Below are 26505 nucleotides of genomic sequence, written 5' to 3' on the forward strand. Positions count from 1 at the left end.
TTATCCCGTTCACAATCCTTAGGGCGCAGCGACGAGAGAGGATGAGAACCTCGGTTCGACGAAGGCGGCTGCGAAGCAGACGCCGGAGAAGGGGTAACCCGCAAGGCGGGTTGAGTCTGAAGGACTCCCGCGCTCGCGGGACCAATCCTCTCACCCCGACCATTTTCCCTGGGGCGGAAGGGATGCAAAACGTCTTATCCCGTTCACAATCCTTAGGGCGCAGCGACGAGAGAGGATGAGAACCTCGGTTCGACGGAGGCGGCTGCGAAGCAGACGCCGGCGAAGGGGTAACCCGCAAGGCGGGTTGAGTCCGAAGGACTCCCGCGCTCGCGGGACCAATCCTCTCACCCCGAGCATTTTCCTGCTAAAATTCAGGAGGGGGGGCTGGTAAGGTAGGGCGCTTTCGCCGAAAGTGCCGAGGGCGGCGGGACGGCCATCGGCAGAGCGGCAGCGCGTGCGGCGGGGTCGGGAAGGCCCTACCGGGGTTGGTCGATCAGCTGGCGCAATTCTTCCATCCGAAAACTGGCGGCAGCCTTTTCCACTGCGTTGAGCCAGGGATCGTCGGCGGGACGCGTGGCGCGCAGGGTGGCCAGTGCTTTGCGCACGGCGGCGATGCTGCCGCGTTGGGCGGCTTCGCGCAGATCGTGCAGCGCCGCGGTCTCGTCGCCGGCATTGGTGGCGGCGCCAGCGAGATCCACGACGGTGGCCTCGGGTTCGGGCGTGGATTCTTCCCAGGTGAGGTTGAGGGCAGCGGTGAGAGCGTCGAACAGGTCGGCCTCGCGATAAGGTTTGGGCAGAAAGCCATCGCAGCCGGCGGCGAAGGCGTCCTCACGATTGAAGGACAGCACACTGGCCGACATGGCGAGGATCGCGATGTCGCGGGTGGTGGGATTGTCGCGCAGCTGCTGAGCGACCTGGAGGCCGTCGATGTCGGGCATCCGCAGGTCGAGGAAGATGAGATCGGGATGCTGCTCTTGGGCGAGGCGCAGGCCTTCGGTGCCGTTGGCGGCGAGGTCGACGGTGAAGCCGAGGGGCGTGAGCAGGTCGCGCAACAGCTCGCGGTTCACCTCGACGTCGTCGACGACGAGCAGGCGGCGCCGCGGACCGGTGTAGCCGGTGATCGGGCGGCGTTCACCGTTTGCGGTGGCGTCGCTTTCGATCTGCGGCAGCGGCAGGCGCACGATGAAAGTTGCGCCGGGGCCTCCGCCGTTCTGCGGCGAGGCGTGGGCCGGGCTGCGCAGCTCGAGCGTGCCGTCCATGAGCTCGGCCAGGCGACGACTGATGGCGAGTCCGAGTCCCGTGCCCGGTTCGGCCGGTCGGTTTTCGCGTGCCTGCTGAAAAGGGGCGAAGAGGTTGGCTTGGTCGGCCGCAGAGATGCCCGGTCCGGTATCGGTGATCTGGGCGAAAACGTGGTCGCCGTCCCGTCGCACCGCCAGGGAAACGGTGCCGGTGGCAGTGAACTTCACGGCGTTGCCGAGGAGGTTTTCGAAGATTTGCCGCACCTTCTGCGCGTCGCCGAGCACGTAGCCCTCGCCGAGATCGGCGGCGGTTTCGACGGTGAAGCTGAGTCCCTTCTGGCGTGCGCGGATTTCGGAACTCGCGGCGACGTCACGCACGACTTGGGAGAGCTCAAAGGGGGCGGGGCGCACGTCGAGGCGGCCGGCCTCGATCTTCGCGAAGTCGAGCACTTCGTTGATCATGCGCATGAGGTGTTCGCCGCTGGAGTTGACGACCTCGAGTTTGCGGCGGTCTTCGCCGGCCACGGTCGGGCTGCGGCGCAGGATCTGCGAGTAGCCGATGATGCCGTTGAGCGGGGTGCGCAGCTCGTGGCTCATGCTGGCGAGAAAATCGCTTTTGGCGCGGCTGGCCTGGTCGGCCTTTTCCCGGGCGACCTGGAGTTCGGCGGTGCGGGTCTGCACCAGTCCCTCGAGGCGCAGACGTTCGCGTTCGGTGGCGGCGAGGCGCCAGCGCACAAAACCGACCACGAGCGCGAGGCCAAGCACCGTGTAGAGGGCGCGGGCAAGGCCCGAGCGATACCACGGCGGGGAGATGTGAAAGGTGGTGCGCATCGGCTCGCTCAGGTTGCCGAAGGAGTCGCGGGCGCGGACTTCGAGGGTGAAAGGACCGCCCTCAAGGTTGGTGAAGCTAACCTTCGTATCAGTCGTCCACTCGCTCCATTCCGGCTGAAAGCCCAGGAGGCGCGTCTGGTATTCGACGCGGCGGACGACGTCGAAGAGTGGCGCGCTGTAGTCAAACTCGGTCGGGGCCGTGCTGTAGGGGAAAACCGGTGCCGCCGGCGAGCGCAGCGGCACGGATTGCCCGGCGGCGCGGATGCGGTGGAGCAGCGGAGCCCAGGCGAAGCGCACGGCGGGTTCTTCGCGCAGCTCGAAGCGCAGCAGGCTGTCGAGACCCTTGGCCCAGAGCACGGCGGGACGATCCGCGGTGGCTGGTTCGTAGAGGGCGGAGTTGGCGCCGGCGATGCCGAGCAGGTCGTCGATGCCGGGAAAGAGGCTGCGACCCACGATGGTGCCATCGGGTTGGACGGTATACTCCTGCAGCTTGGCGGTGGCGACCAAACTGTCCTTGGTGCCGATGGGACCCCAGCCGCGGGGACCATCCGCGATTTGTGCCAGCACGTAGGCCTTCCCAGGCACGTTCAGGCGCCAGCGGGTGTCGGGCACAAAGCGGTCGAGCTGGCGATCGTAGCGCTGATTGCCGGCCGGCGTATTGGCGAGGATGTCGTCGCCCCAGTTCTGGAGCCGCATGCCTTTGATGCAATCGAGCACGCCCTCGTCGTGGCCGTAGCGCCGGATTTCCGCATCGACCCAAGTGTTCGGGTCTTGGCGGCGGATGCGGATGAGTCCCTGCGAGTCGGTGGCCCACCAAATCGTGCCATCCGCTTCCTCGATGATCTGGCGGGCTTCGCCGAGGCTGTCCGGCACCACCCCTTCGTCGATCCAGGTGTCGTTTTCGTAGCGCGCACTGCCGATGGAGAGGGCGCTGGAGTAAAAGACGCGGTCGGGGTCGGTGACGGACAGGCGGGGCGTGGAGGCGCCCTGGCCGATGGGGATCACTGTTTCGAGTCCGTCGGCCGTGAGACGTTCGATGCCGGCGCGGGTGGTGAGCAGGATTCCGCTGGGATGGGCGATGGCCCCCATGACGATGGTCGTGGCGGGCACGCGTTCGTCGCGCACGAATTGCGACGGACCGGCCGGGTGTTCGCCGGGCACAAGTTTGACGAAGTTGACGTTGTTGACGCCGTAGAGCTCGCCCTCGTGGCGGAAGATCGCGCTCATGCCGCCCTTGGCGATACCGTTGCGTTCGTCGAACACGGTCACCGGGGCACGCGGTTCGAGGCGCACGATGCCGTTGAGGGTGGAGATCCAGAGTCCGCCCTCACGGTCTTCGAGAATGCCCAGCACGGTCGGAGTGGGCAGGACGCTCTCGGGTGGGTAGTGGCGGTAGGACTGGCGATCGGCGGAGACCAGGATGAGGCCGTTGTCGACCGTGCCGATGGCGACGGAACCGTCGCGCAGCACCCGAGCGGTGAAGAATTGGCGCGGCGCGAGGAGTTCGTCGGCGGCGGTGGTCCACGGCACGGCGGCGCCGTCGGCCGTGATGCGGAAGATGCCTTGGCCGGTCAGGCCGTAGAGTCCGATGTCGCCAGGTTCGACGGGGTCGGCCCAGAAATGCCAGCCGGCCTGCTGCAGAGGAGCGGCCTCGCTGATGACGTGCCAGGCGCCGTCGCGGTATTCGGTGAGGTTGGTCCCCATGGCGAAATTGACGATGCGCTCGCCGAGCCGGAAGACCCGGTTTTGGCCGGTGGGCGAGAGCACGAAACGAGTCAGCTCATCGGACGCCGGATCGTAGCGCAGCACGCCTTCGCCGGTGCCGACGAACACGCCGTCGGCGCTGGCGGCGAGGGTGCGGGCGGCTTGGCCGGTGATGGGTTCGCCGTCGATGTCGCGTAGCAGGGATTGGAACGACTGCACTCCGGCGGCGTCGGTTTCGACGCGTCCGAAAAAGTTGTCGCCGGCGAGGTAGACGAGGCCGTCGGGGCCGATGGCTTGACTGCGCACGGCGGTGCCGTCGATGGCGACGCGGTCCCAGTTCTGACCGTCGAACTGGATGAGGTCGCCGTAGGCGCCGATGTGGATGACTCCGTCGGCCGTCTGCACGCCACCCCAGGTTTGATAGTGGCCCTCATAGTCGGACGAGCTGAAGGAACGCAGCACGGGGAAGCCGAGCTCGAGTGCGGTGGGTTGAGCGATCGCGGCCGACGAAACCAGCGTGCAACTCAGGAGAACAACAAGCCGGCGGAGCGCCGACGGCCGGGTGGGAAGCATCGCGCCAGAGTGCAGACCGGTTTCAGACCGTCAATCCGAGGAAGGTCGGCGCGAGTAGTAAAGATCCCACTCGTCTTCGTGAGTCACCTCGAAGCCGTGGCGCCGGTAGAATGGGTTGGAGCGACTGGCGCGCAGGGCGCCGAGTCGGATGGGCAGGCCGAGTGATTCCGCGACGTCGATGACGCGCTGCAGGGCGCGGCCGCCGATGCCGCGGGACTGCGCCGCCGGATTCACGTAGAGGTGGTCAAGGTGCAGGTGATCGGGATGCCGCGTAGCGGCGTAGAATCCGACCAGAGTGTCGCCGTCGAGGATCATCGTGGTGACAGCGGGATCGAAGCTGGCGCGAAACCGTTCGGTGCTGCGCGCGACGTCGAAGCGACCGATCGCCTCTAGGCTCGGACGCATGGCAGCCAAGCGCAGGGCGAGCAATTGATCGAAGTCCTGGTGGGTCGCGGGAGAAAAACGGAGGGCCGGCGCCATGCAGTCCAGAACGGCCACCGGTCGCGACGGAGCAAGCTTGGGTGCAGGAGCGCGCCGCGAAGGTTAAGGGGCGTGAGCACCAGTCCTCGTCGCCTTTACTTGCGGTGATGCCAATCCCATGTGCGGAACGGGCCCTTGAAGATATTTTCGATCAGATCCGACCAGAACGTGCGAGGCTTGAGGGGTTCCGGTGGGAGGCGCAGAAAGGTGGCCGCTTTTCGTCAAAGTTCGGGATCTGGTCACGATAGTCTTTCCAACTGAAAATTTCTTCCCGGAGCCCGCGGCTGACGAAGAGATGGTTCCGATGCATCTCCGGTCGGAAGTATTCAAAACCGGCCTCCTTGGCCGTGTAGGCGTAGACGATGCGCTCACTGTCAGGCACGCCGGCATAGTGGACTTTGTAGCGCTTCCTTGACCTGCCCGGTTGTGCCATCGGCTGAGACCCTTCGTTTGGGTGACTACCTGGCTTGGGTGATGGCCGTCGCGAGGTCGGCGACGAAGGCCTCGCGGTCTTTCGGGGAGATCAGGCGGGAGCCACCATCCTGCAGGACGACGCGCACGCGTTTGAGCGAAAGGGCGGGGCTGGACCAGAGGCTGAAGCAGGGCTCGGCGCCCTCGATCTTCGTCAGCGGGATCTCCTCGTTCATCAGCCCGGCGCGAATGGTGAGGGACGTGGCCGTGAGGGTGTAGGTGCAGGGATAGGCCAGCAGGGCGGTGATGCCGGCCACGAAGAGTCCAGTGCCGATGATAATCAAACCGTCGATCGCCGAAGCGGACAACAGGATCGCGCCGCCAATGATGCAGGCGGCCGGCGTGCCGATGAGCGTGATCGCGATCCACCAGTCGATGGCAGAAGGGTAAGTCTTTTTCATGGGCGGATGAAGCGGGGAGAAGTTTGCACGCAAACACCGCCGCGTCGCGCCTGAACCAACTGGAATACAAAAAAGGGACGCCTTTGGAGGTGCCCCTTGGGTAAAGCGGGAACGAGTGCGAGATCGAGGGCTTACTTCGTGGTGGCGTAGGGGCCGAGGAGCACGCCGATGAAATCGTAGCTGGTGGAGACGCTCAGGTTGCGGGCGTCGAAGACGCCGCCGAGTTGGGTCCAGTTCGCGCCGCCGTCGGTGCTGTAGTCGAAGACGTAGTTCTCGTCGTGGCCGGTGAGGCGCAGGGAGATGCTCGTGCCGGGGGCGGCGTCGAGCTGACCGACGGTGACTTGGTTGTCGGCCGGATCGCGGCCCCGCAGGGTTTCAACCAGGACCTCGTAGCGGTTGCCGGCGGTGGCGGTGCGGCGCACGAGGAAGTTGTATTGGCGCGTCTCGTTGTGGAAGGCGGAGAGGCCGGCGCTGACGCCCGTCTCGGCCGGGAGCTGCAGGGTCGTGGAGGTGACGAAGCGGTTGTGCTGCAGGCGACGACCGACGAAGCTCGGGGTGGAGAGGTCGCGCAGGTTCAGGTGCTGCGGGGTGAGGTGCAGGGCGCCGTTGTCGAGTTTCCAGAACACCTCCTGCGGGGCGCGCAGGAAGAGCCAGGGGTTGCCGAGTTCGGCGCGGTCGAACTCGTCGCGCCAGGTGAAGTTACCGGTGAGCGGGAACTCGGGCGCCATCACGACGTCGGTCGCTTCCTGGAAGGTGGCGCCGGCCGGGCTGGCGTGCACGTAGGGCACCTCGAGGCCGGGCTCGAGGATGGTGGGCCAGTCGTCGTCGCCCCAGGTGACGGGCAGGAGGAAGGTCTGACGGCCGGTGTTGTAGTGGCCGTCCACATACGGCGTGCAGGCGAGGAAGACGGTCCACCATTCGCCGTCGGGGCCGATCTCAAAGTCGGCGTGGCCGGTGCAGGTGACGGGATGGTCGCGATCCTCGGGCAGATCACGCTGAGTGAGGGTGGGATGATCGGTGAACGGCACGTAGGGACCGTCGGGATTTTTGGAGCGGAAGATGACCTGCGAGTGATTGACGGAGGTGCCGCCCTCGGCGCAGTTGAGGTAATACCAGTCGCCGCGCTTGTAGATGTGCGGGCCTTCGATCCAGACCGGCTCGGCGGCGAGGTCGACGCCGCCGTTGATGATTATCTTGCGCGGACCGAAGGGCTTCTTGTCCGGAATGCTCCACTCCTGGATCCAGATGGCGCGGTGGCCGTTGTAGAGCGGCTTGTTGTCGGGCGGGTTGCCGTTGTTGATGATCCAGGCACGGTCGGTGGATTCGTCGAAGAAGATGGACGGGTCGATGCCGTCGAACTCGAGCCAGATGGGATCGGACCACGGACCGGCCGGGTCTTCGGCGGTGAGGATGAAGTTGCCGCCGGCGTCGACGTTGGTGCAGACGATGTAGAAGAGACCGTCGTGGTAGCTGATGGCCGGAGCGAAGATGCCGCGGGTGATGCGCAGGCCCTGGGACGGCATCTGGTCGATGCGGTCGATGGCGTTGCCGATCTGCTTCCAGTTCACCATGTCGGTGGAGTGGAAGATGGGCAGGCCCGGGAAGTGGGCGAAGGAGGAGTTGATGAGATAGTAGTCGTCACCAACGCGGCAGATCGACGGATCCGGGTAGTAGCCGGCGAGGATGGGATTGCGGTATTCGCCTTCGGCGAGCGGCTTGTTGTAGATCTCGTCGTTGCCGGTGTAGTCGAAGGACTCGAACACGACTGGTTCGGCGGCGGTGAGCACAGTCGCGGAGAGTGCGAGGGCAGTGAGGGTTGGGTGGAGGTGTTTCATGAAAAGGTCGGGCGGGGGAGCAGGGAGTTTCTTACCACGGATGAACACGGATAGACACGGATCGTTCAGAATCTCGTTCAGCAGGTCATCCGTGTTTATCTGTGTTCATCCTTGGTGAAAAAACCAGTCAGTCGGATGTTTTGAGCAGGCGGACTTCGTAGAGGGCGGGGGTGCGTTCGGAGCCTTCGCCGGGGCGGAAGGTGATCGTGAAGGGAGCGTTGCTGGGCAGGGACGCGGGCAAGGCGAGCGACTTGGTGATGAAGGCTTCGCCCTCGTTGCCGGGGACTGTGACGGTGGCGAGCGGCGTGCCGTTGATTTCAACCGCGAGGTGCTCGGGGCGCCAGGCGTTGCCCCAGTAGGTGAGCTGAAGCTCGAGCGCGGTTTCGCCACGGGGGTTGAGGCGGTAGGAGAACCAGTCGTTGGCAGAGCGGTTTGAGCGGCCGAAGCTGTGTCCCTGCCAGCTGTCGCCGCCGGCGAAATCGTGCTCCACCTCGGGTTGCTGCTCGCCGGGCATGACGAGGTCGATCGTGCGGGCGTCGAGCGCGAGGCGGGCGGCTTCGCTGGCATGGAGGTCGGCCACCACCTGATCGTAGTCGGCCGCGGAAGCGACGCGCCAATACATCATGTAGCGGGCGTCGTGCACGCGGAAGAAGGGCTTGAGCACGAGCGTATCGAAACTGTCGGGACGGATCACCGTTGCGGCGGTGAAATGCAGCGGTTCGCCGGGCACGGGACGGATGGCGGCGGCGACGTTGTTGGGGTTGCCGACGAGCATGGGGGCGGCGTCCAAGGGTTTGAATGCGCCTGGCGCGGCGTGACCCATGCGGGAGTCGTCGGCGACGAGACCCGCGAGGTCGTCGGTGCTGGTCTTGGCCGCGAGCAGGATGGGACCGTGCAGGATGGCGGCGTAGTCCGATCCGTCGGGCAGTCGCTCGAGCCGGGTGGTCATCGGCAAGGTGAGTTCGACGACGTCGCCGTCGCGCCACTCGCGTTCGACGGTGACATAACCGTCGGTGGCGGGGCGGAGGCGTTGGCGTTCGCCGTTCACAATTACGGCGAAATCGGCGGCGTTCACCCAGTTCGGTTGGCGCAGGTGCAGCGCGAAGCGACGCGGGGCGTCGAGCGAGAGGGTGAGTCGGGTGCTCTCGGCATCGGGAAAGGCCGTCTCTTGGCGGATGCCGAGCCCGTTACCCGCTTCGAGTTGCGACGCGATGAAGAGGTTCACCCAGAGGTCGCCGGCCTCGTTCTTGGCGTAGATGAACTGGCCGTATTTGCCGTGGTTCTCGATGCCGGAGCCGACGCAGCACCAGAAGCACTGATCGGGCTGCGAATACACGCGGTAGTGGCGGGGGCGGATGGGCGTGAAGTAGACGAAGCCGCCGTGGTCGGGATGCTGGGTGGAAAGGATGTGGTTGTAGAGCGCGCGTTCGTAGTAGTCGGCGTAACGGGCGTCACCGTCGCGGCGGAAGAGGGCCTCGGAGAGGCGGAGCATGTTGTAGGTATTGCAGGACTCGGGACCTTCGCGCGACTCGAGCATGCCGAGGAAGTCGTCGGTGGCGTTAAAGTGTTCGCGCACGCTGTTGCCGCCGAAGGCGACGCTGCGGTGCGTGGCGACGGTCTCCCAGAAGTAGCGGGAAGCGTCGTCCCAGTTGGGGTCGCCGCCGAGCTCGGCGATTCGGGCAAAACCGATGATCTTCGGGATCTGGGTGTTGGCGTGTTTGCCGGTGAGCTTGTCGCGGCGGACGAGCAGGTCGTCGAGGATGGCGCGGTGGGTGAAGCGCTGCGCGAGGCGAAGGTATTTCTCGTCGCCGGTGATCGCGTAGACGTCGGCAATCGTTTCGGTCATGCCGCCGTGCTCGGCGCGGAGCATGATCTCGACGTCTTCGTCGGAGAGCGGACCGATGAGGTCGGCGCACCAGTCGGTGAGTTTAATCAGGATATCGCGCGCCTGGGTGTTGCCAGCGACGAGGTAGGCGTCGCGCAGTCCGGCATAGGTTTTGTGCAGGTTATACCAGGGCACCCAGGCGCCGCCGAGGCTGAAGCCTTGGGCGTCGAAGCCACCGGAGGCAACGCGGGACCAAACCTCGGATGACTTCGGCACGCCGCCCACGTAGCCGTTGCCGTTGGCGGCCTGGCAGAGCGCGAGTTCCTCGATGCAGTAGTCGAGGCGGCGTTTCATTTCGGGGTCGCCGGTGGCGGCCCACATTTGTGCGGTGGCGGTGAGGTAGTGGCCGAGGGTGTGGCCATCGAGGCCGATGTTCTCCCAGTTACCGTATTTTTCGGCGCGCGGTTCGAGACCGGCTTCCAGCCGGAAGCCGGCGAGCAGGCGATCGGGTTCAAGGGCGAGCAGGTAACCTTTGTTGAGGTCCTGCGCGTGTTTGAACGGACCTTCGAGCAGCTCGACGTCCTTGAGGTCGAAGTAGCTGAGCGGCGTGGTGACGGGATGCGGTTCACGCACCTCGACGAGGAACGTTGCACCGCCCTCGCGGCCGGGAGACGCGCCGGGGGAATCGGCCGAGGCAAGTCCGCCCATACCGGGTGAGGCGGTGAGGTGGCGGTTCGTCGCGAGCGACAGGAACATGGCGTCGTCGCGCAGCATGTGCTGCCACTGGAAAACGGAGGCGGTCTCGTCGAGGTCGGGCAGGAACTTGACGTCGGCGATGGCGCCGAGGCCGGTGACGGTGAGGTAACCCGAACCATCGGCGGCTTCGAGCGCGACACGGCCCTGACCGCGGTCGATGACCTTGAACCAGGCGGCGTCGGATTGAGCGACCTCGGAGTCGGCCGGCACGAGGCGCAGGCGGTCGCGCCAGTTGGCCAGCACGGAACCGTGGGCGCGGCTGGTGAGGCGGATCGCCTTGCCCGTCGGGATGCTGCGGACCGCGCGCGGCTCCTCGACGGTGAAGGCGTCGAAGTCGAGGTGGCCGCCGGTGTGGCCGGAATCGTTGTAGTGGAAGAGCCCATACCGCACGCCCTGGAAAGTGCGGAGCTGGAAGATGGTGAGGAAAGGTTCGCCGACGGTCGTGAAGGTCTGGCCGTCGGTGGAGTAGCTGAGGGTGGCTTCCTCGATTTCGAAATCGAAGGCCGTGCGGAGCCACACGCGGTCGGCGTTGATGGGTTGGCTGAATTTTTCGCCGCCGTTTTGGTCGACGCGGCGGAGGCGGAGGGAGCCGTCGGCCTGTTTGCTCACGCCGATCCAGCTGTAGGGGTAGTTGAAAATGGCGAGACCGCCGTGGTCGCCGGGCTGCATGCCGTTGGTGTCGATGACGGTGGTGGCGACCGACTCCGGCCCGAGCGCGCGCTGGGTTAGGGTGTTGCGCGCGAACCAGAGTTCGTTGGCCGGCAGGGCGGTGAGGCGCAGGTGGCCGGGACGGGCGGTGAGGGACCACGCGTCGGGCACCGGCATGTGATTCCACTGCCAGACGTTGGCCAGGGCGGGACCGGAGAAATCGTCGTTCCGCTGGTAGGGCGCGTGCGGCGTGTCGACGACGGTGCCGGTGTCGGGTTTGATCCAGGTGCGTGGCGAGCGCAGCAGGTTGTTGGGCAGGCCGAAGTAGGGCCAGCCGTCCTGCCAGGTGATGGGGGAGAGGCCGGTGACGCGACCGAGGGAATTGTGGTCGGACATCGATACGGCCCACCATTCGCCGGTGGGCGTGTCGACGATGGCGCCCTGATGCATGGGGATGACGCCCATCTCGTGCGGGCGGCGCGGATGGATGGTGAACTCGCCGTAGGCGCCGCGGCCCACGCCGCCGAGGCGGTAGCCGTTGCCGGTGCCCCACGTTTCGTAGGCGCTGATGGTGGTGACTTCCCAAGGACCTTCAAGGGAGTCGGCGCGGGCGCAGGACATGTAACCCACCGGGTCATAGTTGGAGGACGTGATGTAGTAGCGGCCGTCCCACTTGTAGAAGTGCACGCCCTCGCCGATGCCGCGGCCGGGGCCGAGCAACTCGCGCTCGGTGCCGGGCACGATGTCCTTGAGGTCGGGGGTGAGTTGTGCGAGGCGGATGCCGCGGTAGCCCCAGATGACCCACGCGGTGCCATCGTCCTCGAAGAGGATGGAGAGGTCGTGCAGGGAGATGTTCATCTCCTCGTGCGTCCATTCGCCGTGCGGGTCGGTGGTGTAGAAGTGCTGCGTCTTATGATTGTTGACGTTGGCGAAGATGTGGAAAACGCCGTCGTGGTAGCGGAAGGTGGGGGCCCAGATGCCCCGGCCGTAGGCGCTTTCACCGTTTTCGAGCCGGTATTCTGGGCCGAGGTTGAGTTCGGTGAGGGCGTAGCTGGCGAGCTCCCAATTGACCAAGTCCTTGGAGTGCAGCACGGGGAGGCCGGGCATGGAGTGCATGGTCGTGCCGGTCATGTAGAAGTCGTCGCCGACCCGAATCATGTCGGGGTCGGAGAACTCGTCGGCGAAGAGCGGATTGGTGTAGGAACCGTCACCGTTGTCGGCCGTCCAGGTCTGAGCGTGGAGGGCGGCGGTGAGCAGGAGGGTGGAGGCGAGGAGGAGTCGACGCATGGGGAAGGTTATGGCGGTGAGGCAGGGGAGTGATTGACCACAGATTTCACAGATGGGCACAGAGACCGCGAGGCAGGGCTTTGTTTTACCACGGATGCACGCAGATGGCTTCGCCTACCGGCTACGCACTGAAAAGTATCAGTGTTTATCTGTGTTCATCCGTGGTCAAAAATCAGCGTTGGAAGCGGAGGATGGTGAGGGAGTGGGCGGGGGCGACGTAGTCGAACGCCGGGCCGGTGGTGACGGTCGTGGTGACGGGCTGCACCGCGGGGATCTGGCCGTCCTCGTTGACGGCGTCGGGGGAGTCGGCGGTGAGCAAGGTGCGCGTCATCCGGTAGGCAGTCTGCGGGTCGAGTCCCTGCAGGACGACGTCGAGCGATTGGTCGGTGTCCTCGCCGTTGACGATCTTCACGATGACGTCACCGGTGGCGGAGTCGCTGACCGTGCCGGCGACGAGTTTGGTGCCGGCGGGCAGATCGCCCGCGGTCGTGGCGTGGTAGGTGTCACCGGCGTTTTGACCAAAGAGCTGCTGGGTGTAGTAGTTGGCGCTCGGATACACCGCGGTGGCGTCGAAGTAGATCATGTCGGGGTGCCATTGGGTGTGATCGCGGCGGGCGAGCAGCGGGGCGTAGGAGACGAAGTGCACCAGGTCGCCGTTGCGCTCGTAGCTGATGAGGCCGGCGGCCTCGGCCAGGGCGCTGCGCAGGGTGTTGCGGCGGTCGGGTTCGTGGGCGGCGTATTCGCCGAGGTAGACCTTGGGGCCGGCGCGGTCGTAGGTGTCGTAGCGGTGCTGGTTCTTCCAGAAGAAGGCGGGTGGCACGTAGTAGTGCTCGTCGACCATCTCGACGTTGATCTTTTTGGCGAAGGCCCAGCCGTTGTCGTAGTCTACACCGGAGGCGAAGGGGCCGGAGGTGCCGATGACCACGATCTCGGGATGGCGCGCTTTGACCGCGTCTCGGATCATTTTAAAGCGGGTTTCGAAGATCGGGGTGATCGCGTCCTCGTTGCCGACGCCGAGGTAGACGAGGCCGAAGGGTTCGGGGTGACCGGCGGCGGCGCGGACGGCGCCCCAGGTGGAATCGGCCGGACCGTTGGCCCATTCGATGAGGTCGAGCACGTCCTGAATGTAGGCCGGCATTTCCTCCATCGGCAGACCCTCCTGCCCGCGACCGGGGCTGTCGCCGGCGTGTTGGCAGCAGACGCCGGCGGACACGACCGGGATGGGTTTGGCGCCGATGTCCTCACAGAATTGAAAGAACTCAAAAAAGCCGAGACCGTAGGTCTGATGGTAGCCCCAGGAGTTGCGTTCGGCCTGGCGCGCTTCGAGCGGGCCAACGGTTTTCTTCCAATCGTAGAAATGCCGGATGCCGGGACCGTGCACGAGGCAACCACCGGGAAAACGCATGAACTTCGGGTGTAGGTCGGCGATGGTTTGCGCGAGGTCCCGGCGCAGACCGTTGGCGTGGCCGCGGAAGGTGTCGTGCGGCATGAGTGAGACCATGTCGAGGGCGACGCCGCCGACGGCGTGGAGCAGCAGGACAAATCGCGCATGCTCGTCGGTGCGCGAGGGGGTGAGGGTGGCGGCGTATTTCGTCCAGTCGCGGCCGGTGATCGCAAACGAAGCCTCGGCGAGCACCTCGCCGTCGTCGGCTTCGAGGCGGACGGTGACTGGCATCGGCGCTTCCTGATCGATGCCTTGGCCGCGCCACTTGATGCCGTTGTAGGTTTGGTAAGCCCAGAACGAGGCCTCGTAAGCGGCACCGGCGGTGACGGGAATTTGGTCAAAGCCCGGGTTACTGATACCGAGACCTTCACCGGCGGCCGTGGCGGCGAGCAGCAGGTAGTGTTTGTTGCGCGGGTGCACGGGGCGGGCGTCGCCGAGGCCCCAGTGACCCTCGGCCTCGCCGCGTTTTTCGAGTTCCCAGAAGGAAAAGTTGGTCCACGTCGACTGTTCGGTGGCGCTGTATTCGAAGGAGCGGTTTTGCAGGAGCTCGGCGTAGAGGCCGCCGTCGGCCGCGTAGTTGAGGTCCTCGTAGAAGATGCCGAGGAGATCGGGACTGATGGCCTTGCCATCGTTCAAATCGACGTGGAGCGACGCGGCAGAGGCGGCGACCGCTGTAACGATCGTCAGGAGGCTGGTGCAGCGGGGTTTCATGCGAAGGAAGGGCGGGAAGGCTGAGTGTTCGCGCCACTCAGGGCGTGAGCTTCACGACGGCGGCGGAGAGAGCGGGCAGGGTGAAGGTGACGGTGCGGCCGGCGAGCTTGGCGGTGCCGGGGACCGCGGTGATGGCGCGGGGTTCCGCGAGCGAGTTGCGGGCGTCGAGAGAGCCGGGCGCGACGACTTGCACGTCGGCTTGGGCGGGGAGCACGCCACCCTCGAGTTGAATGTTGGCGATGATGGGCTGCTCGGTCGGATTCACGGCCTTGAGGATGGTGGTGAGTCCATCGGCGCTGCGGGTGGCCACGAAGTTGAGCGGATGCGTCGGGCCGTCGACGGCCAGCAGGTGGGGTGCGTAGGCGTCGCGCCAGAGCTTCATCACGACGTAGGTGCTGCCTGGATACCACGTGGTCTGGTCGAAGTTGATGAGGGCGTTGTCCCATTGGGTGGTCACCCCGAGACGGCGCATGAAAAGCGCGGGGCAGGACATTGTGACGATGTCGGCCTGGCGTTCGAAGCCGTTGAGCAGTCCGCCGGCATAGAGCCCCATGCGCCAGTCGTTGCCGCGCTCGTGCACGGTGAGGTTCCACTCGGACACGTAGATCTTCATGTCCGGGTTGTCCGATTGGCGGATGAGGTCGGCCCGGGTGGCGAGGTAATCCTCGTAGCGGTAGGGATCCTCGGCGTAATCGTCGGCGACGAAGATGCCGTTGTAGTAGTGGGGCGAGAGCAGGTCAAAGGTGGTGCCGGCCTGCGCGATCAGGCGCGGGTCCCAATCCACCTCCCAGCCCTGGCCGCGCGGGGTTTCGTAGCCGTAGCTGCCGACAACGGAGAGTTTCAACTCGGGGTAGCGGGCGCGGATGGCGGTGCAGAATTCGATGACGACATCGCGGTAGCGCTCGAAGCCCATACGCCAGGTCTCGTTGTCGATCTCGAGGGTCTTGAGCTCGTAGGGTTCGGGATGCCCGTTGGCGGCGCGGCGGGCACCCCACTCGGTGGTGGTGTCGCCCAGGCAATACTCGAGCCAGTCGAGGGCGTCTTCGACGCCGCGGCGGGTGTTGAGCACGAGGATGGGTTCGGCGCCGACGAGCTCGCAGAACTGGATGAATTCGTCGGTGCCAAACTGGTAGGTGTCGCGGTCGTCCCACTGCACGATGGGGTGCGGGCTGCGACGCTCGCGCGGACCAATGGCGTCCTGCCAGTTATAGAAGCTCACGAAGGACCCGCCGGGCCAGCGCATGGACATGGGGCGAAGGTCGGCGACGGCTTTGAGCAAGTCGGGTCGGTAGCCGCCGGTGGCGAGGGCGGAGGCGGAGAACAACGAAACCTGCTCGACCCGCAGCGGCTCGGTGGAGGCGGAGCGCAGGGTGAGGGTCGCCTCCGAGGTGGCGGACGGGGCGGTGAACTTGACGAGACGTTGACGCCAATCGGCATTGCCCTGGCGGTCTTTGCCCGGGGCTTTGACCGTTTCGCTGATCGGGGTGAGGCCATCGGCTTCGATCAACACCTCGACGTCGCCTTCGCCGCGCAGGTAGAGGCCGAGCGTGTAGGTCTCGCCCGCTTTGAGGTCGAGGTGACTCTGGCGCAGGGCGGCACCGGAGGCGGGCAGGAGGGCGGCGAATTTGGCGTTGAGCGGCGTGTCACCGTCGAGCGTGGCGCCGTTGAGCAGTTCCCAGTTGAGCGGGGTGGGGGCAGCGGATTCGGCGGCCGCCTTTTCCTCGGCCCGCGCCCAGGGCGAGGGCGGCGCGTCCTCGAGCATGCCGTTGAGAATCTGGTCCCCCCACAGGCCGCCGTGCACCGAGTTGAAGATGTGTTCGAGGAACTGCCCGTAGATGCCTTCGCTCACGGTGGCGGTCGTGCGGTCGACGTGGACCGTGTAGTCGACGGATTCAGCGCGGAGGGTGATCCCGGCAAGAATCAGGCTGCCGCAGAGGGCAAGGGGGCGAAAACGGGGGCAAACGAGAGCGCGCATGAAACTCAGGGGTTGGGGGCGTTAAAAGCCTGCGTGGGGGCGGGGGAGTGTCAGCCGTTCGACGGGCCAAACGGTTATATAGCCCAAGTTTCTGTCACCTGCACTGTGTGGGTGGCGTTTTTGAGTCCGCGAACGACACGCGCTCCGCCGCACCGGCGGACACCAAGCCGGGCGGCGCACGATCCCGGGGAGAATCGAGTGGGGGATGCGTTGCCTCATTTCCGGGGTTGAGGTAAGCGGGAGGCGCGGTCGAAGCTAGGTTCCATGCGAGCCTTGGTTTACGAGCGTTACGGTCCGCCGGATGTATTACAGGTCACCGAGCTGCCCCGGCCGGAGCCGAAGGCCAACGAGGTCCTGGTGCGCATCCGTGCGGTGGAAGCGACGAAGGGCGACTGCGAACTGCGCAGCATGCGTTTTCCGGTCAAGTGGTTTGCCTGGGCGTTGCGACTGGCTTGGGGCGTGCGCGGTCCGCGCCGGTCGCATCGGGTGCTGGGGGGGTATTGGGCCGGCGAGGTGGAGGCTTGCGGTGAGGCGGTGACGCGATTCGCGCCGGGGGATCGGGTGTTGGGCTGCGCCAAGCTGCGCATGGGCGCTTACGCCGAATACGCGGTGTATCCGGAAAACTATACGATCGCGAAACTACCGAACGCCGTGGATTTCGCGCCGGCGGCGGCGGCCTTGTTGGGCGGTTTGAACGCGCTGCATTTTCTGAACCTCGGCACGGTGAAGGCGGGGGATCACCTGCTCATCATCGGCGCGGGCGGCAGCATCGGTTTGCTGGCGATCCAGATCGCGAAGTCGCGTAGTGCCGTGGTCACGGCGGTGGACAAGTCCGCCAAGGCGCCCCTTGTCCGGCAGGCGGGCGCGGACCATTTCATCGACTACACGCAAACGGCGCCCGGCGCGGATGGCGCCCGTTACGATGTGGTATTCAGCATGCCGGTGGCCGTGACCTTGGCCGACGCCCTCGGGCTCGCGAAACCGGGCGGGCGGGTGTTGTTGGGCAACCCGCGTTTCCCCGACATGCTGCGGGCCGGGTTCGGCAAAGCGCCGGATGGCAAACGCGCTCACATCGCGTTTGCCGGAGAAACTCAGGCCGAGCTGGATACGATTGCCGCGATGTTGGCGGACGGCACGCTCGCGCCGATCGTGGATCGCACGCTCGGCTTGGACGAGGTCGCCGAAGCGCACCGGCTGGTCGAGACCGAAGAGCGGCTGGGCTCCGTCGTATTGGTGCCCTGATGGGCGGCACGCCGCCCTAGCGAAACAAACGGGAGGCGAGGTCGTGGAGGGACTTGCGCCACACCTGCCATTCGTGGCCACCGGGGAAGCTGTTGAACGCGACCTCAAGGCCGGCGGCTCGCAACGATTCGACCACGGCGCGGGTGTGTTCGATGCGGCCATCCTGCTCGCCACAGGAGAGGTAGAAGAGGTCAAAGGCGGCGTTGGTGGCGGCGACGTCGTCGAGCAAGCCGGGGACGTAGGCCTCAACCTCAAACGGACCGCTCTGCCGAATCCCGCCGAAGAGGCCCGTGCTGAAGGAGGCGACGGAGCCAAAGGTTTCGGGGTGGGCGAGGCCGACGATAAAGGATTGGCCACCGCCCATGGAAAGACCGGCCAGCGCGCGGTGCGCGGCGTCGGGTTGCGTGCGGTAGTGACCATCGATGAAGGGCACGATGACTTCGAGCATCTCGGCCGCGAAATTAACCATGCCGGCGCGGCTGTAGCCGGGCGGAGCATCGGCAGGGCGCGGCAGGTTGCCGTTGGCGATCACGACGAGCATCGGCACGGCCTCTTGGGCGGCGATGAGGTTGTCGAGAATGAGATCGGTTTTGCCTTGGTTGGCCCAGCCGGTCTCGTCCTCGCCGCCGCCGTGCTGGAGGTAGAGGACCGGGTAACGGTCGGTCGAAGTGTCATATCCGGGCGGCGTATAGACGATCAACTCGCGCCAGGAATCGGTTGCGGAAGAGTGGTAACGCTCCCGTCGGAGGTCGCCGTGCGGCACATCCTGCACGGCGTAGAAATCGACGCCGGGTTCGGGCACCTCGATGCCGCTGCCATGCCGGCTGGCGCCGTAGAAGGCGCGACTGCCGCGGTCGAACACCATGAGGCCATCGACCTCAAACGCGTAGTAGTGGAAACCCGGCTCGAGGGGCGGGGTGGTGACCATCCAGACGCCCTCCTCGTCCCGGGTGAGATCGAAGCTGCCCTGGGGCAGGTTGACCTTCACGGCGGTGGCTTGCGGCGCTTCGAGGCGGAAGGTGCCGCGACCCTCGGCGTCGAGTTGCGGGTAGTCGGCCCCCGGCACGTTGGAAGGGGCCGGGGTGGCCGCGTCCACGGAGGTCGGGAGCGCGCTGGCGAGAGCGAAGGTGAGAGCGAGCAGGGTGGGGCGAAGCGAGGTTTTCATGGCAAAGGGGATACGGGGCGGAGGTTTACCGTGGGCGGCGGTTCCGGTGGGGGGAAACGAAAAAACGCTGCGCGGAACCTGTTGTCGTTTTTCGGCATCCATAGAATCTGCATTCCAGCCATGAAGATGAATTTCTCCCGAACCTTGCTTGCCGCGGTGATGTGGACGGCGGCCTTGCCGCTGCTTCCGGCGCAGAGTCCGACGGCGGAAACCGCGCCGATCACGGATGTGACGCTCAACCAATTTCTGGTGGCGGACGGTGAGGGGGTGGCCGGGCAACTCACGGTCGCATCGGCTATTCGGAGCAATCAGATGGCGGACGACCTCGTGTTCACGATTACGACCGAACCGCTGAGCGGGCAGGTCGGGTTGGCTGGCGGCGCCGACGAAGATGTGTTCGCCAACAAGACGGCCCGCCTCGGCTACTTCGCCTACCGACCGGTCGACGAGTTTGAGGGCACAGACACCTTTACCTATGAAGTGCTGAATCGCACCACCGGCCTGGTGTTTCGGAATCGGGTGTTGATCGACGTGGTGCCTCCGCCGCCGATCGAAATGGACGAACTCGAAGTGAGTGCCGAGCGCGCCTACGATCTCCCGGCGGTGCCGGTCAGTCTCCAGACGCGACCCAACCTCGCGGTGAACGCCACCTTGCCGAGCCACGCGGATTTCATGGCGGAAGCGGATCGGCTCGAGATTGAAAATCCGCAGATCGCCTTCGTGATCGACGAAGCCGATCGGCCCCAGCACGGGACCGCGCGGCTCGACCGCGCCACGGGCGAGCTGACTTACGCGCCGGCCCCCAACTTCATCGGTCAGGATCGTTTCACCTACTACACGATCGACGAGAACAACCCCGCGCTCGGCGTGGAGAACGTCGTGTCGGTGAGTGTGGAGCCGATTCGCCTGCCCAAGCGCAAAGTAGCGGATCGTTCCGCCAGTCGCGAAGTGGATCTCGTCTTCGTGATCAACAACTCGCCGTCGATGGCGCCGCACCAGAGCCGTATCGCCGACAACCTGCGCCGTTTCCGCCAGCTCTTTGACGAGAAGCAGCTCGATTACCGCATCGGCGTGCTGACCACCGACTTTGTCACCACCAGTCAACGCCCCTACAAGCGCGTGCGCGGCACCGAACTCGACGCCGCCGGCGAGCCGGTGCTCGACCGCAAAGGGGAGCCCAAAACGACCACCAAACGGGTGGCCAGCAACGGCAACCTCGTGACGCTGCCGGTGATGCGGCAGCCGTGGATCACGCCGGCAACCCCCGACAGCGTGTTTGCCGAACTCGTGCGGGTTGGCACCAACGGTGACAGCAACCGCACCGCCTTCACCGCCGTCTACAACTTCGTCGCCGGAGCCTACAACGGGCAGCACGCGCTGCTCCGGCCCGAGGCCACGACCATCGTGGTCTTTTTCATGGATGAAGAGGAAACGCGCATGGCCACCTGGCAGGAAAATCGCAAAGGCGAGCGCGAGGCCAAGTGGATCGAGGACGGCACGCTGCCCGAGCTCTTGCAGGACTACAATTCAACGCATCCGGACGACCGGCAGACGCTTGACGGCTACATCAACTACTGGGTGTTGCGTCCCTTCATCATCGTGAAGGGCAATCAGCGCGGAAAGATCGAGATGAACGCCGTCGTTTCACCGCGGAACGTGTCGCACCGGCGCGCCGCTGAACTCACCGGCGGCAGCGTGCTCAACATCGAGAGCGACTTCTCCGCCGACCTCGCCGCGCTCGGCGACCGCATCGCCGACACGGTGGCGGTGGCGCTCGACCCGGTCGAAATCGGCGCGACGCTCTACGTGCCCAGTCTGCGCGTCGTCGTCGATGGCGAGGAGATTCCCGCCGACCCGGTGGACGGTTACGTCTACGACGAACTGACGCACAGCATTCGTTTCCAAGGTGAGGCCAAACGAAAGGCCTTCGCCGCGCAGATTGAGATCACCTACGAAGAGCACCAGTGAGTTAAGAACTCACTTAACGCTCCGAGGGTTTTGCAGGAGGTAACGAAGGAAACAAAGTGAAGGACGGTGGAGGGGCTTCGTGCTCTTCGTTCCCTGCTGTAAAAAGCTTCAGTCAACCGGCTCCGTTACCCGCTGTTCCCTCCTGTAAGACCTATTCCCGGAAAAGCCGCGGGGCGAAGTCGTGCAGGGCCCGGCGCCAGGTCAGCCATTCGTGGCGGGTGCCGGGGGACTCGACGTAAACGTAGTCGATGCCGGCGTCGTCGAGCATGGTGCGGAAGGCGCCGATCGCCTTGGGGAAGATGTCGGGTTCGTTGGTGCCCATGCCGATCCAGAGCACATCCATTTTTGAGTTGAAGGCGTCACCGTCCGCGAAGGCGCCGTCAGCAAAGGTGCGGTGGTCGAGCGGGTCGCCGCTGATGCCGTTCATGGTGCCACTGAAGGAGCCGATGTTGACGAAGTGATCGAGGTTGGGCACCACGACGCGGAAGGTCATGTTGCCGCCCATGGAGAGTCCGGCCATGGCGCGGTGATGGCGATCCGGGATGGTGCGGAAATCGCGGTCGATCATCGGAATGAGTTCTTTGATGACGACCTCGGGAAAGGCGGCGGTGGCGCTGCGGCGATCGGACGGATCGGCGTCGGGGTAGGCCGCGTAGCAGTTGTCCATCACGATGAGCATCGGCACGGCCTCATCACCGGCGATGAGGTTGTCGAGGATGAGGTTGGCGCGACCTTGGAAGAACCAGCTCGTCTCGTCCTCGTAGGATCCGTGCTGGAGGTAGAGCACCGGGTAACGCTCGTCCGGGTTCTCGTCATACCCCGGCGGGGTGTAGATGAGGCAGCGGCGCCACTCGTTGGTGATTTCGGAGAAGTAGTCGCGGAAACGCACGTCGCCGTGCGGCACGTCGAGGCGTTCATAGAAGTCCACGCCGGGCTCCGGCACTTCGATGCCGCTGCCGTGCCGGCCGGCGCCGTAGAAGGCGTGGCTGCCGGTATCAAACACCATGGCGCCGTCCACGCGGAAGGCGTAGTAGTGGAAGCCCGGTTCGAGCGGTTCGGTGGTGACCGACCAGAACCCTTCGTCGCCGTCCTCGCGCGTCAGCTCGAAGTGACCCTGCGGCAGATTGACCTGCACGTGGTGGGCGTCCGGGGCTTTGATGCGGAAGATGCCGCGGCCCTCGCTGTCGATGCGCGGATAGGCCGCGCCGGGCACGTTGGAAGACGCCGGCCAGGAATCGGCGGGTTCGGCAAACAGCGAGGAAACGAGCAGGGTGGCGGTGAGGAGAGCGCGCATGGGGTGACAGATTTTACAGGAGGCAACAGAGTGAAACAGAGCGGAGGGGCAGGGTGGTTTGTTTTTACAGAAGGAAACGAAGGGAACGAAGAAATAGGCAGGACGTAAGGGATACTGAAACGGAGGGCGGAGGAGTGGCCTCGTGCTCTTCGTTACCTTCTGTGAAATAACTTCATCCAGTGGGCTCCGTTGCCCTCTGTTCGCTCCTGTAAAACAAAACGTCTATTTTGCCCACTCGGCGCCTGCGGGGGTGCGGCGCCAGCGGTAGTAGTCATCGAGGACGTGGAGGGAGGCTTCGCTCGGGACCGGGCCGACCGTGGCTTCGTTATGAAAATACATCGCCTTGGGCTCTTCGTTGGTGAACTCGGGCCAGGTCGGCACGGTTGGCCCGTTGGGGTTGCCGTGTTTGGTGAAGTTGGTCCAGTAGGTGGCGACGGTTTCGGAGATCGCCCAGTCGCCGTCGGTCAGGTTGGCGTCGTCGCGATTCAGGGTCTGGAACACGTAGGGCACATCGACGCCGTGGGGCATGCCGTGGTCGGCCTGCGGACCGGTGGGCGGGCGCTCGGGATGCTGGTCGAAGTAGTAGAGGAAGACGTTGGCCCCGCCGTGTTGGGCCTGCAGGCGCGCCCAGCTCCAGGTGTGCCAGCCAAAGGCGGCGTCGCGCATGAGATCGCGGGCGGTCTTGCCGATGCGGTCACCATCGAGTGGATACGCGGCGAGCAGCTTCTCGGCATAGGGGCCGTAGCGCTTTTCGACGTTGGCGGTGAAGACCGCCGGATCGGTCTCGCGGGAGAAGCTCAGACCTTCATCGGAGTTGTAGCCCACGAGGATGTCGACGTTGTTGAAATCGCCGGCTTCGTAGAGGGTGTATTGGTCGCCGGGGATGACGTAGCCATCAACGATCGGCCAGCTGGCTCCGCTGCCGAATCCGGGCGGAATCTTGCCGGGATCCATGGCCCGGAACTCGGCGAGGCTGCTGGCGCCGGCCCGCGCGGCGAAGGCCACGCCAGCCTGTTCGGCGTCGGCCAGCAGGTGCATGTTCTCGCCCGGGTAGGTGGTCTCACGGTGCGGACCGAAGGAGCCGCCGCTCTGCGAAATGGCGCCGCGGAAGAGGCCCTTGGCCAAGGGCGAGGCGCAGAGCATACTCACCGAGATGCCGCCGGCCGATTCGCCGAAGATGGTGACCTTGGCCGGGTCGCCGCCAAACGCGGCGATGTTGTCCTGAATCCACTGCAGGCCGGCGATTTGGTCGAGCAGGCCGTAGTTGCCGGACACGCCGTGTGGCGACTCAGCGCTCAACTCCGGGTGGGCGAGGAAACCGAGCGGGCCGACGCGGTAGTTGACGGTGACGAGGATGATGCCCTTGCGCGCGAGGTGTTCGCCATTGTGGGTGGGATTGTCGTTGCCACCGAAGGCGAAGCCGCCGCCGTAAATCCAAACCAGGACGGGCAACTTCTCGTCGGCGGAGGTGGCGGGGGTCCAGATGTTGAGGTAGAGGCAATCCTCGCTGACGTTGCCGGAGCCGTCGCCCTGAAAGGGATCGGGACCGTATTCGGTCGTCTGCTTCACCCCGTCCCAGGTGGCGGCGGGCTGCGGTGCTTTCCAGCGCAGTTCACCCACCGGCGGCGCGGCAAATGGGATACCCTTGTAGATGGTGAGGCCATCGGCGGTCGTGCCTTGCACGAGTCCCTGTTGGGTGCGGACCGGATCGGGACGATCGGCGGCGAAACTCAGTTGAGCCGCGCACAGCACGGCGAGAGGGAGGAGGAGTTTTTTCATCAACACGCGGGGTTGTGGGGTGGGGGACGAAACAGGCTGGATCGCCCAGCGGTGGTCATCAAGGCGCTAGCCTGAGTCTGTCGTTTATACAAACGACTGGAGCGGCGCGCGGCGATGTCGATTGGGTGAACGGACCGTGTCCCGGATGAACGGTGCGGCGGAGACCGGTTGCGCTCGCGCGGGCGACCCGCTAGGAGGCAGGCATGTTTTCCCCGACCCCCGTGCTTTCGTTCGTGGCGAAATTCGGGCGCATGCTGTGCATGAGCCTGCTGAGCTTCACGCTCGCCGGAGGTGTCGGGCACGCGCAAGTGACGCGGGTTGTGGCCTTGGGAGATTTGCCGGATGGAGGCAGCGTTCGATTTGAACAACAAAACTCCCTTGGCTGGAGGATTCTCGTCGACCGACCGGCGGCGCCGAACCTGGAGTCTGCCACCCCGGTGCGATTGGAACAGTTCCGGGAGGGAAGCGTGGAGCCGGCGGTGACGCGGCTCCCCTATGGGAGCGTCACCGCAACGGGCGAAGAGGTGGTGGCGGAAGCCACGGTGCGTGCCGACGGCGCGGAATTTCAGGTGCGCGACACGTGGCGACTCGAGGGAAACGTGGCGACGGTGCGACGCGCCGTTGCGGTGACCCGCGGCGGCCGCGGCGGTTTCAGTTCGGCGGTGGAGTTTGCGATCGCACCGGAGGTCGACTGGGCGGAGGTGCAGTGCTTCGCGCCGGGGGCATTGTATGGTGACCCGACCTACGACGGGGAGCGTTCGCCGGGTGGCACGCTCAACTACGCCCATCGTCGCTTCCTCATGCGCGAAGATTTGCTGCCGGCGCCGGTGTTTGGGGTGAGCTTTGCGGGTGGCGGTTCCGTGGCCGTGCTCGATCCGGATCCGGCCGGAGACTCGACGTGGGATGAAACGCGGTTGGCCGAGGCGGTGATGATCGACGAACGGTTTCGTTTCGGCGCGCTTGGAGCGTGGCAGCCCGAAGGCGCGCCAGTGGAGCTTGGTTTCCGCTATCCCGGATCGGTTGCGCGGTATCCGCGATCCAACGGCGATGCGGCGCCTGAGCCGATCTGGTATCGGCGCTACCACCCGATCGAGCCCGAGGTGGAGCACGCCTACACCGTGGCTTTCCGTTTTGGCGAAGAACAAGGCTTCCCGGCAATGACTCGCGCCGCCTGGCGCTGGGCGTGGTCCACCTTGCAACCCGAAGTCGAGGCCATCGACGTGGTCCAGATGCAGCGCGTCCTCATCGACCACCTCGCCGCGCAGGCGGCGACGATCGACGGCCGCACCGGGATGCCCTTCGTGAAGAGCACCCTCAACGACAAGCTGCAATGGAACTGGACGATGGTGGCGATGGGCTTTGTGGGCAAAAATCTTGAGTGCGCCGATCTGCTGCTGCGAGAGGCCGAGGCCGATCCGACCGAGCGCGGTGCGCGCATGCGCGAGATCGGGTTTGGCATCATCCATTCGCTCATCGAGGCCCTGCCGACCGTGCCGCTGGAGGCCACCGGCTACGACCTGGCGACGGGCCAACCGTGGGATCACCACTGGCTGGCCCCCTGGTTGCGCAACGCCTCCGAAGACATGTGCGTGCTGATGCACACCTATCGGCGTGAAAAGGACCTCGGTCGGGATCACCCCGAGTGGTTCGCCTGGGTGAAGGCCTACACCGATTGGCTAGTCGAACAACAGCGGCCCGACGGTTCGTTTCCGCGCCGCTGGGAACGCGGCAGCAGCGAAGTGGCCGAACCGACCGGCACGACCAGTTACGCGCCCGTGCCTTTGCTGGTGGCGATGAGCGCGGAAACCGGTGACGCCCGCTACCGCGAGGCGGGCGCGCGGGCGGCCGACTACGTGTGGCAGAACTGGGGCCGGCACGGCCTCTACATCGGCGGAGCCAGCGACAACCCCAACATCACCGACAAGGAAGCGGGTATGCTGAGTATGGAAGCCTTCCTCGGTCTGCACGAGGCGACCGGCGAGGCCCAGTGGCTGGAGCGCGCGCGGATGGCGGCCGATTTCACCGAAACCTGGATGTGGATCTGGAACCTGCCCATGCCGGTCGACGCGACCGACGAGCAGCTCAACTACAAACGCGGCGTCTCCACCATCGGCCCGCAGGGCATCAGCGCGCTCTACGCCGGCAGCGTGGACGAATACCTCGACTGGGCGGTGCCGAGCTACGCCAAGTTGTATCGGCTGACTGGAGACACCCACTACCGCGACGTCGCCGCGATTCTCCTGCATGCGACCAAATCGATGGTCGCGATCCCGGGCCGCCAATACGACCTGAAGGGCATTGGCTGGCAGCAGGAAGGCTGGCGTTTCGGTCCCGGCGGCAGTGGCCGCGGCGGCAGCGGCCACCGCTTCTGGTTGCCGTGGATCTCCGCCAACCACCTCCATGGCATCATGGAACTGCAGGCCAGCGACCCGCAGCTCTACGCCGAGCTCACGAGCGGAGGCACCCGCGTGCCCTGAGCGCCTGATCATGCCGTTTGTTGACAAGTAACGACATGACCCCTTTCCGGCCCCCTAACGCTTGAGGTCAGACAGGCCGACTGGTCGGCCTTGTCTGCGCCGGCTGGTTCGGCTCTTTGTTTCTCGGAGTAGGAGTCATGGAGTCGTCGAAAACCATGAAGTGACTTCGCTTGGGGACGTATCTTCGTGCACCCATAGCTCGCTCACCTCGGAAGTCGAAACTGGTCGAAAGCAGTAAGCGTAACATCCGTCGTAATGGCTATACTTCACTTCGCGGAATTCGAATTCCGTGCCGGATGGGAACGCCTCGTCCTCGCGAAATCCGAACGATAGATCACGGGCCGCCCGATAGTGCCGCCCAAAGGTAAATGTATACCGGTGATCATGTGGCATTTTGCCGA

At 65.3% G+C, this 26505-nt stretch carries 13 protein-coding genes; 3 read left to right on the plus strand and 10 right to left on the minus strand.

What is annotated here, in order from left to right:
• Nucleotides 1-476: 476 nt before the first annotated feature.
• The 7 genes from AC0MRV_RS07430 to AC0MRV_RS07460 form a co-directional block, all read right to left on the minus strand.
• Complete coding sequence (locus AC0MRV_RS07430) at nt 477-4346, minus strand: ATP-binding protein (RefSeq protein WP_472763810.1); 3870 nt, start codon at nt 4344-4346, stop codon at nt 477-479.
• A gap of 30 nt (nt 4347-4376) precedes the next feature.
• Nucleotides 4377-4826 carry a GNAT family N-acetyltransferase gene (locus AC0MRV_RS07435; RefSeq protein ID WP_472763811.1) on the minus strand — a complete coding sequence of 150 codons (450 nt, stop codon included), beginning with the start codon at nt 4824-4826 and terminating at the stop codon, nt 4377-4379.
• A 458-nt stretch (nt 4827-5284) separates the two neighbouring features.
• Entirely contained in the window at nt 5285-5698 is a 414-nt protein-coding gene (locus tag AC0MRV_RS07440; RefSeq protein ID WP_472763812.1) for a PH domain-containing protein, read from the minus strand.
• A gap of 131 nt (nt 5699-5829) precedes the next feature.
• Entirely contained in the window at nt 5830-7533 is a 1704-nt protein-coding gene (locus AC0MRV_RS07445) for a glycoside hydrolase family 43 protein (protein ID WP_472763813.1), read from the minus strand.
• A gap of 127 nt (nt 7534-7660) precedes the next feature.
• Nucleotides 7661-12049 (minus strand): beta-L-arabinofuranosidase domain-containing protein, encoded by a 4389-nt coding sequence (locus tag AC0MRV_RS07450; RefSeq protein ID WP_472763814.1) that lies wholly within the window; start codon nt 12047-12049, stop codon nt 7661-7663.
• Nucleotides 12050-12221: 172 nt separating this feature from the next.
• Nucleotides 12222-14204 (minus strand): alpha-L-arabinofuranosidase C-terminal domain-containing protein, encoded by a 1983-nt coding sequence (locus AC0MRV_RS07455; protein WP_472763815.1) that lies wholly within the window; start codon nt 14202-14204, stop codon nt 12222-12224.
• Nucleotides 14205-14241: 37 nt separating this feature from the next.
• Nucleotides 14242-16179 (minus strand): alpha-L-arabinofuranosidase C-terminal domain-containing protein, encoded by a 1938-nt coding sequence (locus AC0MRV_RS07460; protein ID WP_472763816.1) that lies wholly within the window; start codon nt 16177-16179, stop codon nt 14242-14244.
• A 264-nt stretch (nt 16180-16443) separates the two neighbouring features.
• Between AC0MRV_RS07460 and AC0MRV_RS07465 the strand changes: the two genes are divergently transcribed.
• Nucleotides 16444-17421, plus strand: a complete 978-nt coding sequence (locus AC0MRV_RS07465) for an NAD(P)-dependent alcohol dehydrogenase (protein WP_472763817.1) — start codon at nt 16444-16446, stop codon at nt 17419-17421.
• Between the two features lie 16 nt (nt 17422-17437).
• Here AC0MRV_RS07465 and AC0MRV_RS07470 read toward each other — a convergent pair whose 3' ends face one another.
• The gene (locus AC0MRV_RS07470; RefSeq protein ID WP_472763818.1) at nt 17438-18586 is read right to left on the minus strand and encodes an alpha/beta hydrolase-fold protein; all 1149 of its coding nucleotides are present in this window, start codon (nt 18584-18586) and stop codon (nt 17438-17440) included.
• A gap of 126 nt (nt 18587-18712) precedes the next feature.
• Between AC0MRV_RS07470 and AC0MRV_RS07475 the strand changes: the two genes are divergently transcribed.
• A complete protein-coding gene (locus AC0MRV_RS07475; RefSeq protein ID WP_472763819.1) occupies nt 18713-20554 on the plus strand; it encodes an Ig-like domain-containing protein in 1842 nt (613 codons plus the stop codon).
• Nucleotides 20555-20705: 151 nt separating this feature from the next.
• Here AC0MRV_RS07475 and AC0MRV_RS07480 read toward each other — a convergent pair whose 3' ends face one another.
• A complete protein-coding gene (locus AC0MRV_RS07480) occupies nt 20706-21848 on the minus strand; it encodes an alpha/beta hydrolase-fold protein (RefSeq protein WP_472763820.1) in 1143 nt (380 codons plus the stop codon).
• Nucleotides 21849-22070: 222 nt separating this feature from the next.
• Complete coding sequence (locus AC0MRV_RS07485) at nt 22071-23627, minus strand: carboxylesterase/lipase family protein (protein ID WP_472763821.1); 1557 nt, start codon at nt 23625-23627, stop codon at nt 22071-22073.
• 203 nt (nt 23628-23830) lie between these two features.
• Between AC0MRV_RS07485 and AC0MRV_RS07490 the strand changes: the two genes are divergently transcribed.
• Nucleotides 23831-26104, plus strand: a complete 2274-nt coding sequence (locus AC0MRV_RS07490; RefSeq protein WP_472763822.1) for a glycoside hydrolase family protein — start codon at nt 23831-23833, stop codon at nt 26102-26104.
• The last annotated feature ends 401 nt before the right edge of the window (nt 26105-26505 follow it).

This window comes from Actomonas spartinae (assembly GCF_051209155.1).
GTDB lineage: Bacteria > Verrucomicrobiota > Verrucomicrobiia > Opitutales > Opitutaceae > Actomonas.

Bases quoted from the DNA above. Each gene is read 5' to 3' on its own strand.
- AC0MRV_RS07430 (WP_472763810.1), bottom strand. From the start codon at position 4,346: ATGCTTCCCACCCGGCCGTCGGCGCTCCGCCGGCTTGTTGTTCTCCTG.
- AC0MRV_RS07435 (WP_472763811.1), bottom strand. From the start codon at position 4,826: ATGGCGCCGGCCCTCCGTTTTTCTCCCGCGACCCACCAGGACTTCGAT.
- AC0MRV_RS07440 (WP_472763812.1), bottom strand. From the start codon at position 5,698: ATGAAAAAGACTTACCCTTCTGCCATCGACTGGTGGATCGCGATCACG.
- AC0MRV_RS07445 (WP_472763813.1), bottom strand. From the start codon at position 7,533: ATGAAACACCTCCACCCAACCCTCACTGCCCTCGCACTCTCCGCGACT.
- AC0MRV_RS07450 (WP_472763814.1), bottom strand. From the start codon at position 12,049: ATGCGTCGACTCCTCCTCGCCTCCACCCTCCTGCTCACCGCCGCCCTC.
- AC0MRV_RS07455 (WP_472763815.1), bottom strand. From the start codon at position 14,204: ATGAAACCCCGCTGCACCAGCCTCCTGACGATCGTTACAGCGGTCGCC.
- AC0MRV_RS07460 (WP_472763816.1), bottom strand. From the start codon at position 16,179: ATGCGCGCTCTCGTTTGCCCCCGTTTTCGCCCCCTTGCCCTCTGCGGC.
- AC0MRV_RS07465 (WP_472763817.1), top strand. From the start codon at position 16,444: ATGCGAGCCTTGGTTTACGAGCGTTACGGTCCGCCGGATGTATTACAG.
- AC0MRV_RS07470 (WP_472763818.1), bottom strand. From the start codon at position 18,586: ATGAAAACCTCGCTTCGCCCCACCCTGCTCGCTCTCACCTTCGCTCTC.
- AC0MRV_RS07475 (WP_472763819.1), top strand. From the start codon at position 18,713: ATGAATTTCTCCCGAACCTTGCTTGCCGCGGTGATGTGGACGGCGGCC.
- AC0MRV_RS07480 (WP_472763820.1), bottom strand. From the start codon at position 21,848: ATGCGCGCTCTCCTCACCGCCACCCTGCTCGTTTCCTCGCTGTTTGCC.
- AC0MRV_RS07485 (WP_472763821.1), bottom strand. From the start codon at position 23,627: ATGAAAAAACTCCTCCTCCCTCTCGCCGTGCTGTGCGCGGCTCAACTG.
- AC0MRV_RS07490 (WP_472763822.1), top strand. From the start codon at position 23,831: ATGTTTTCCCCGACCCCCGTGCTTTCGTTCGTGGCGAAATTCGGGCGC.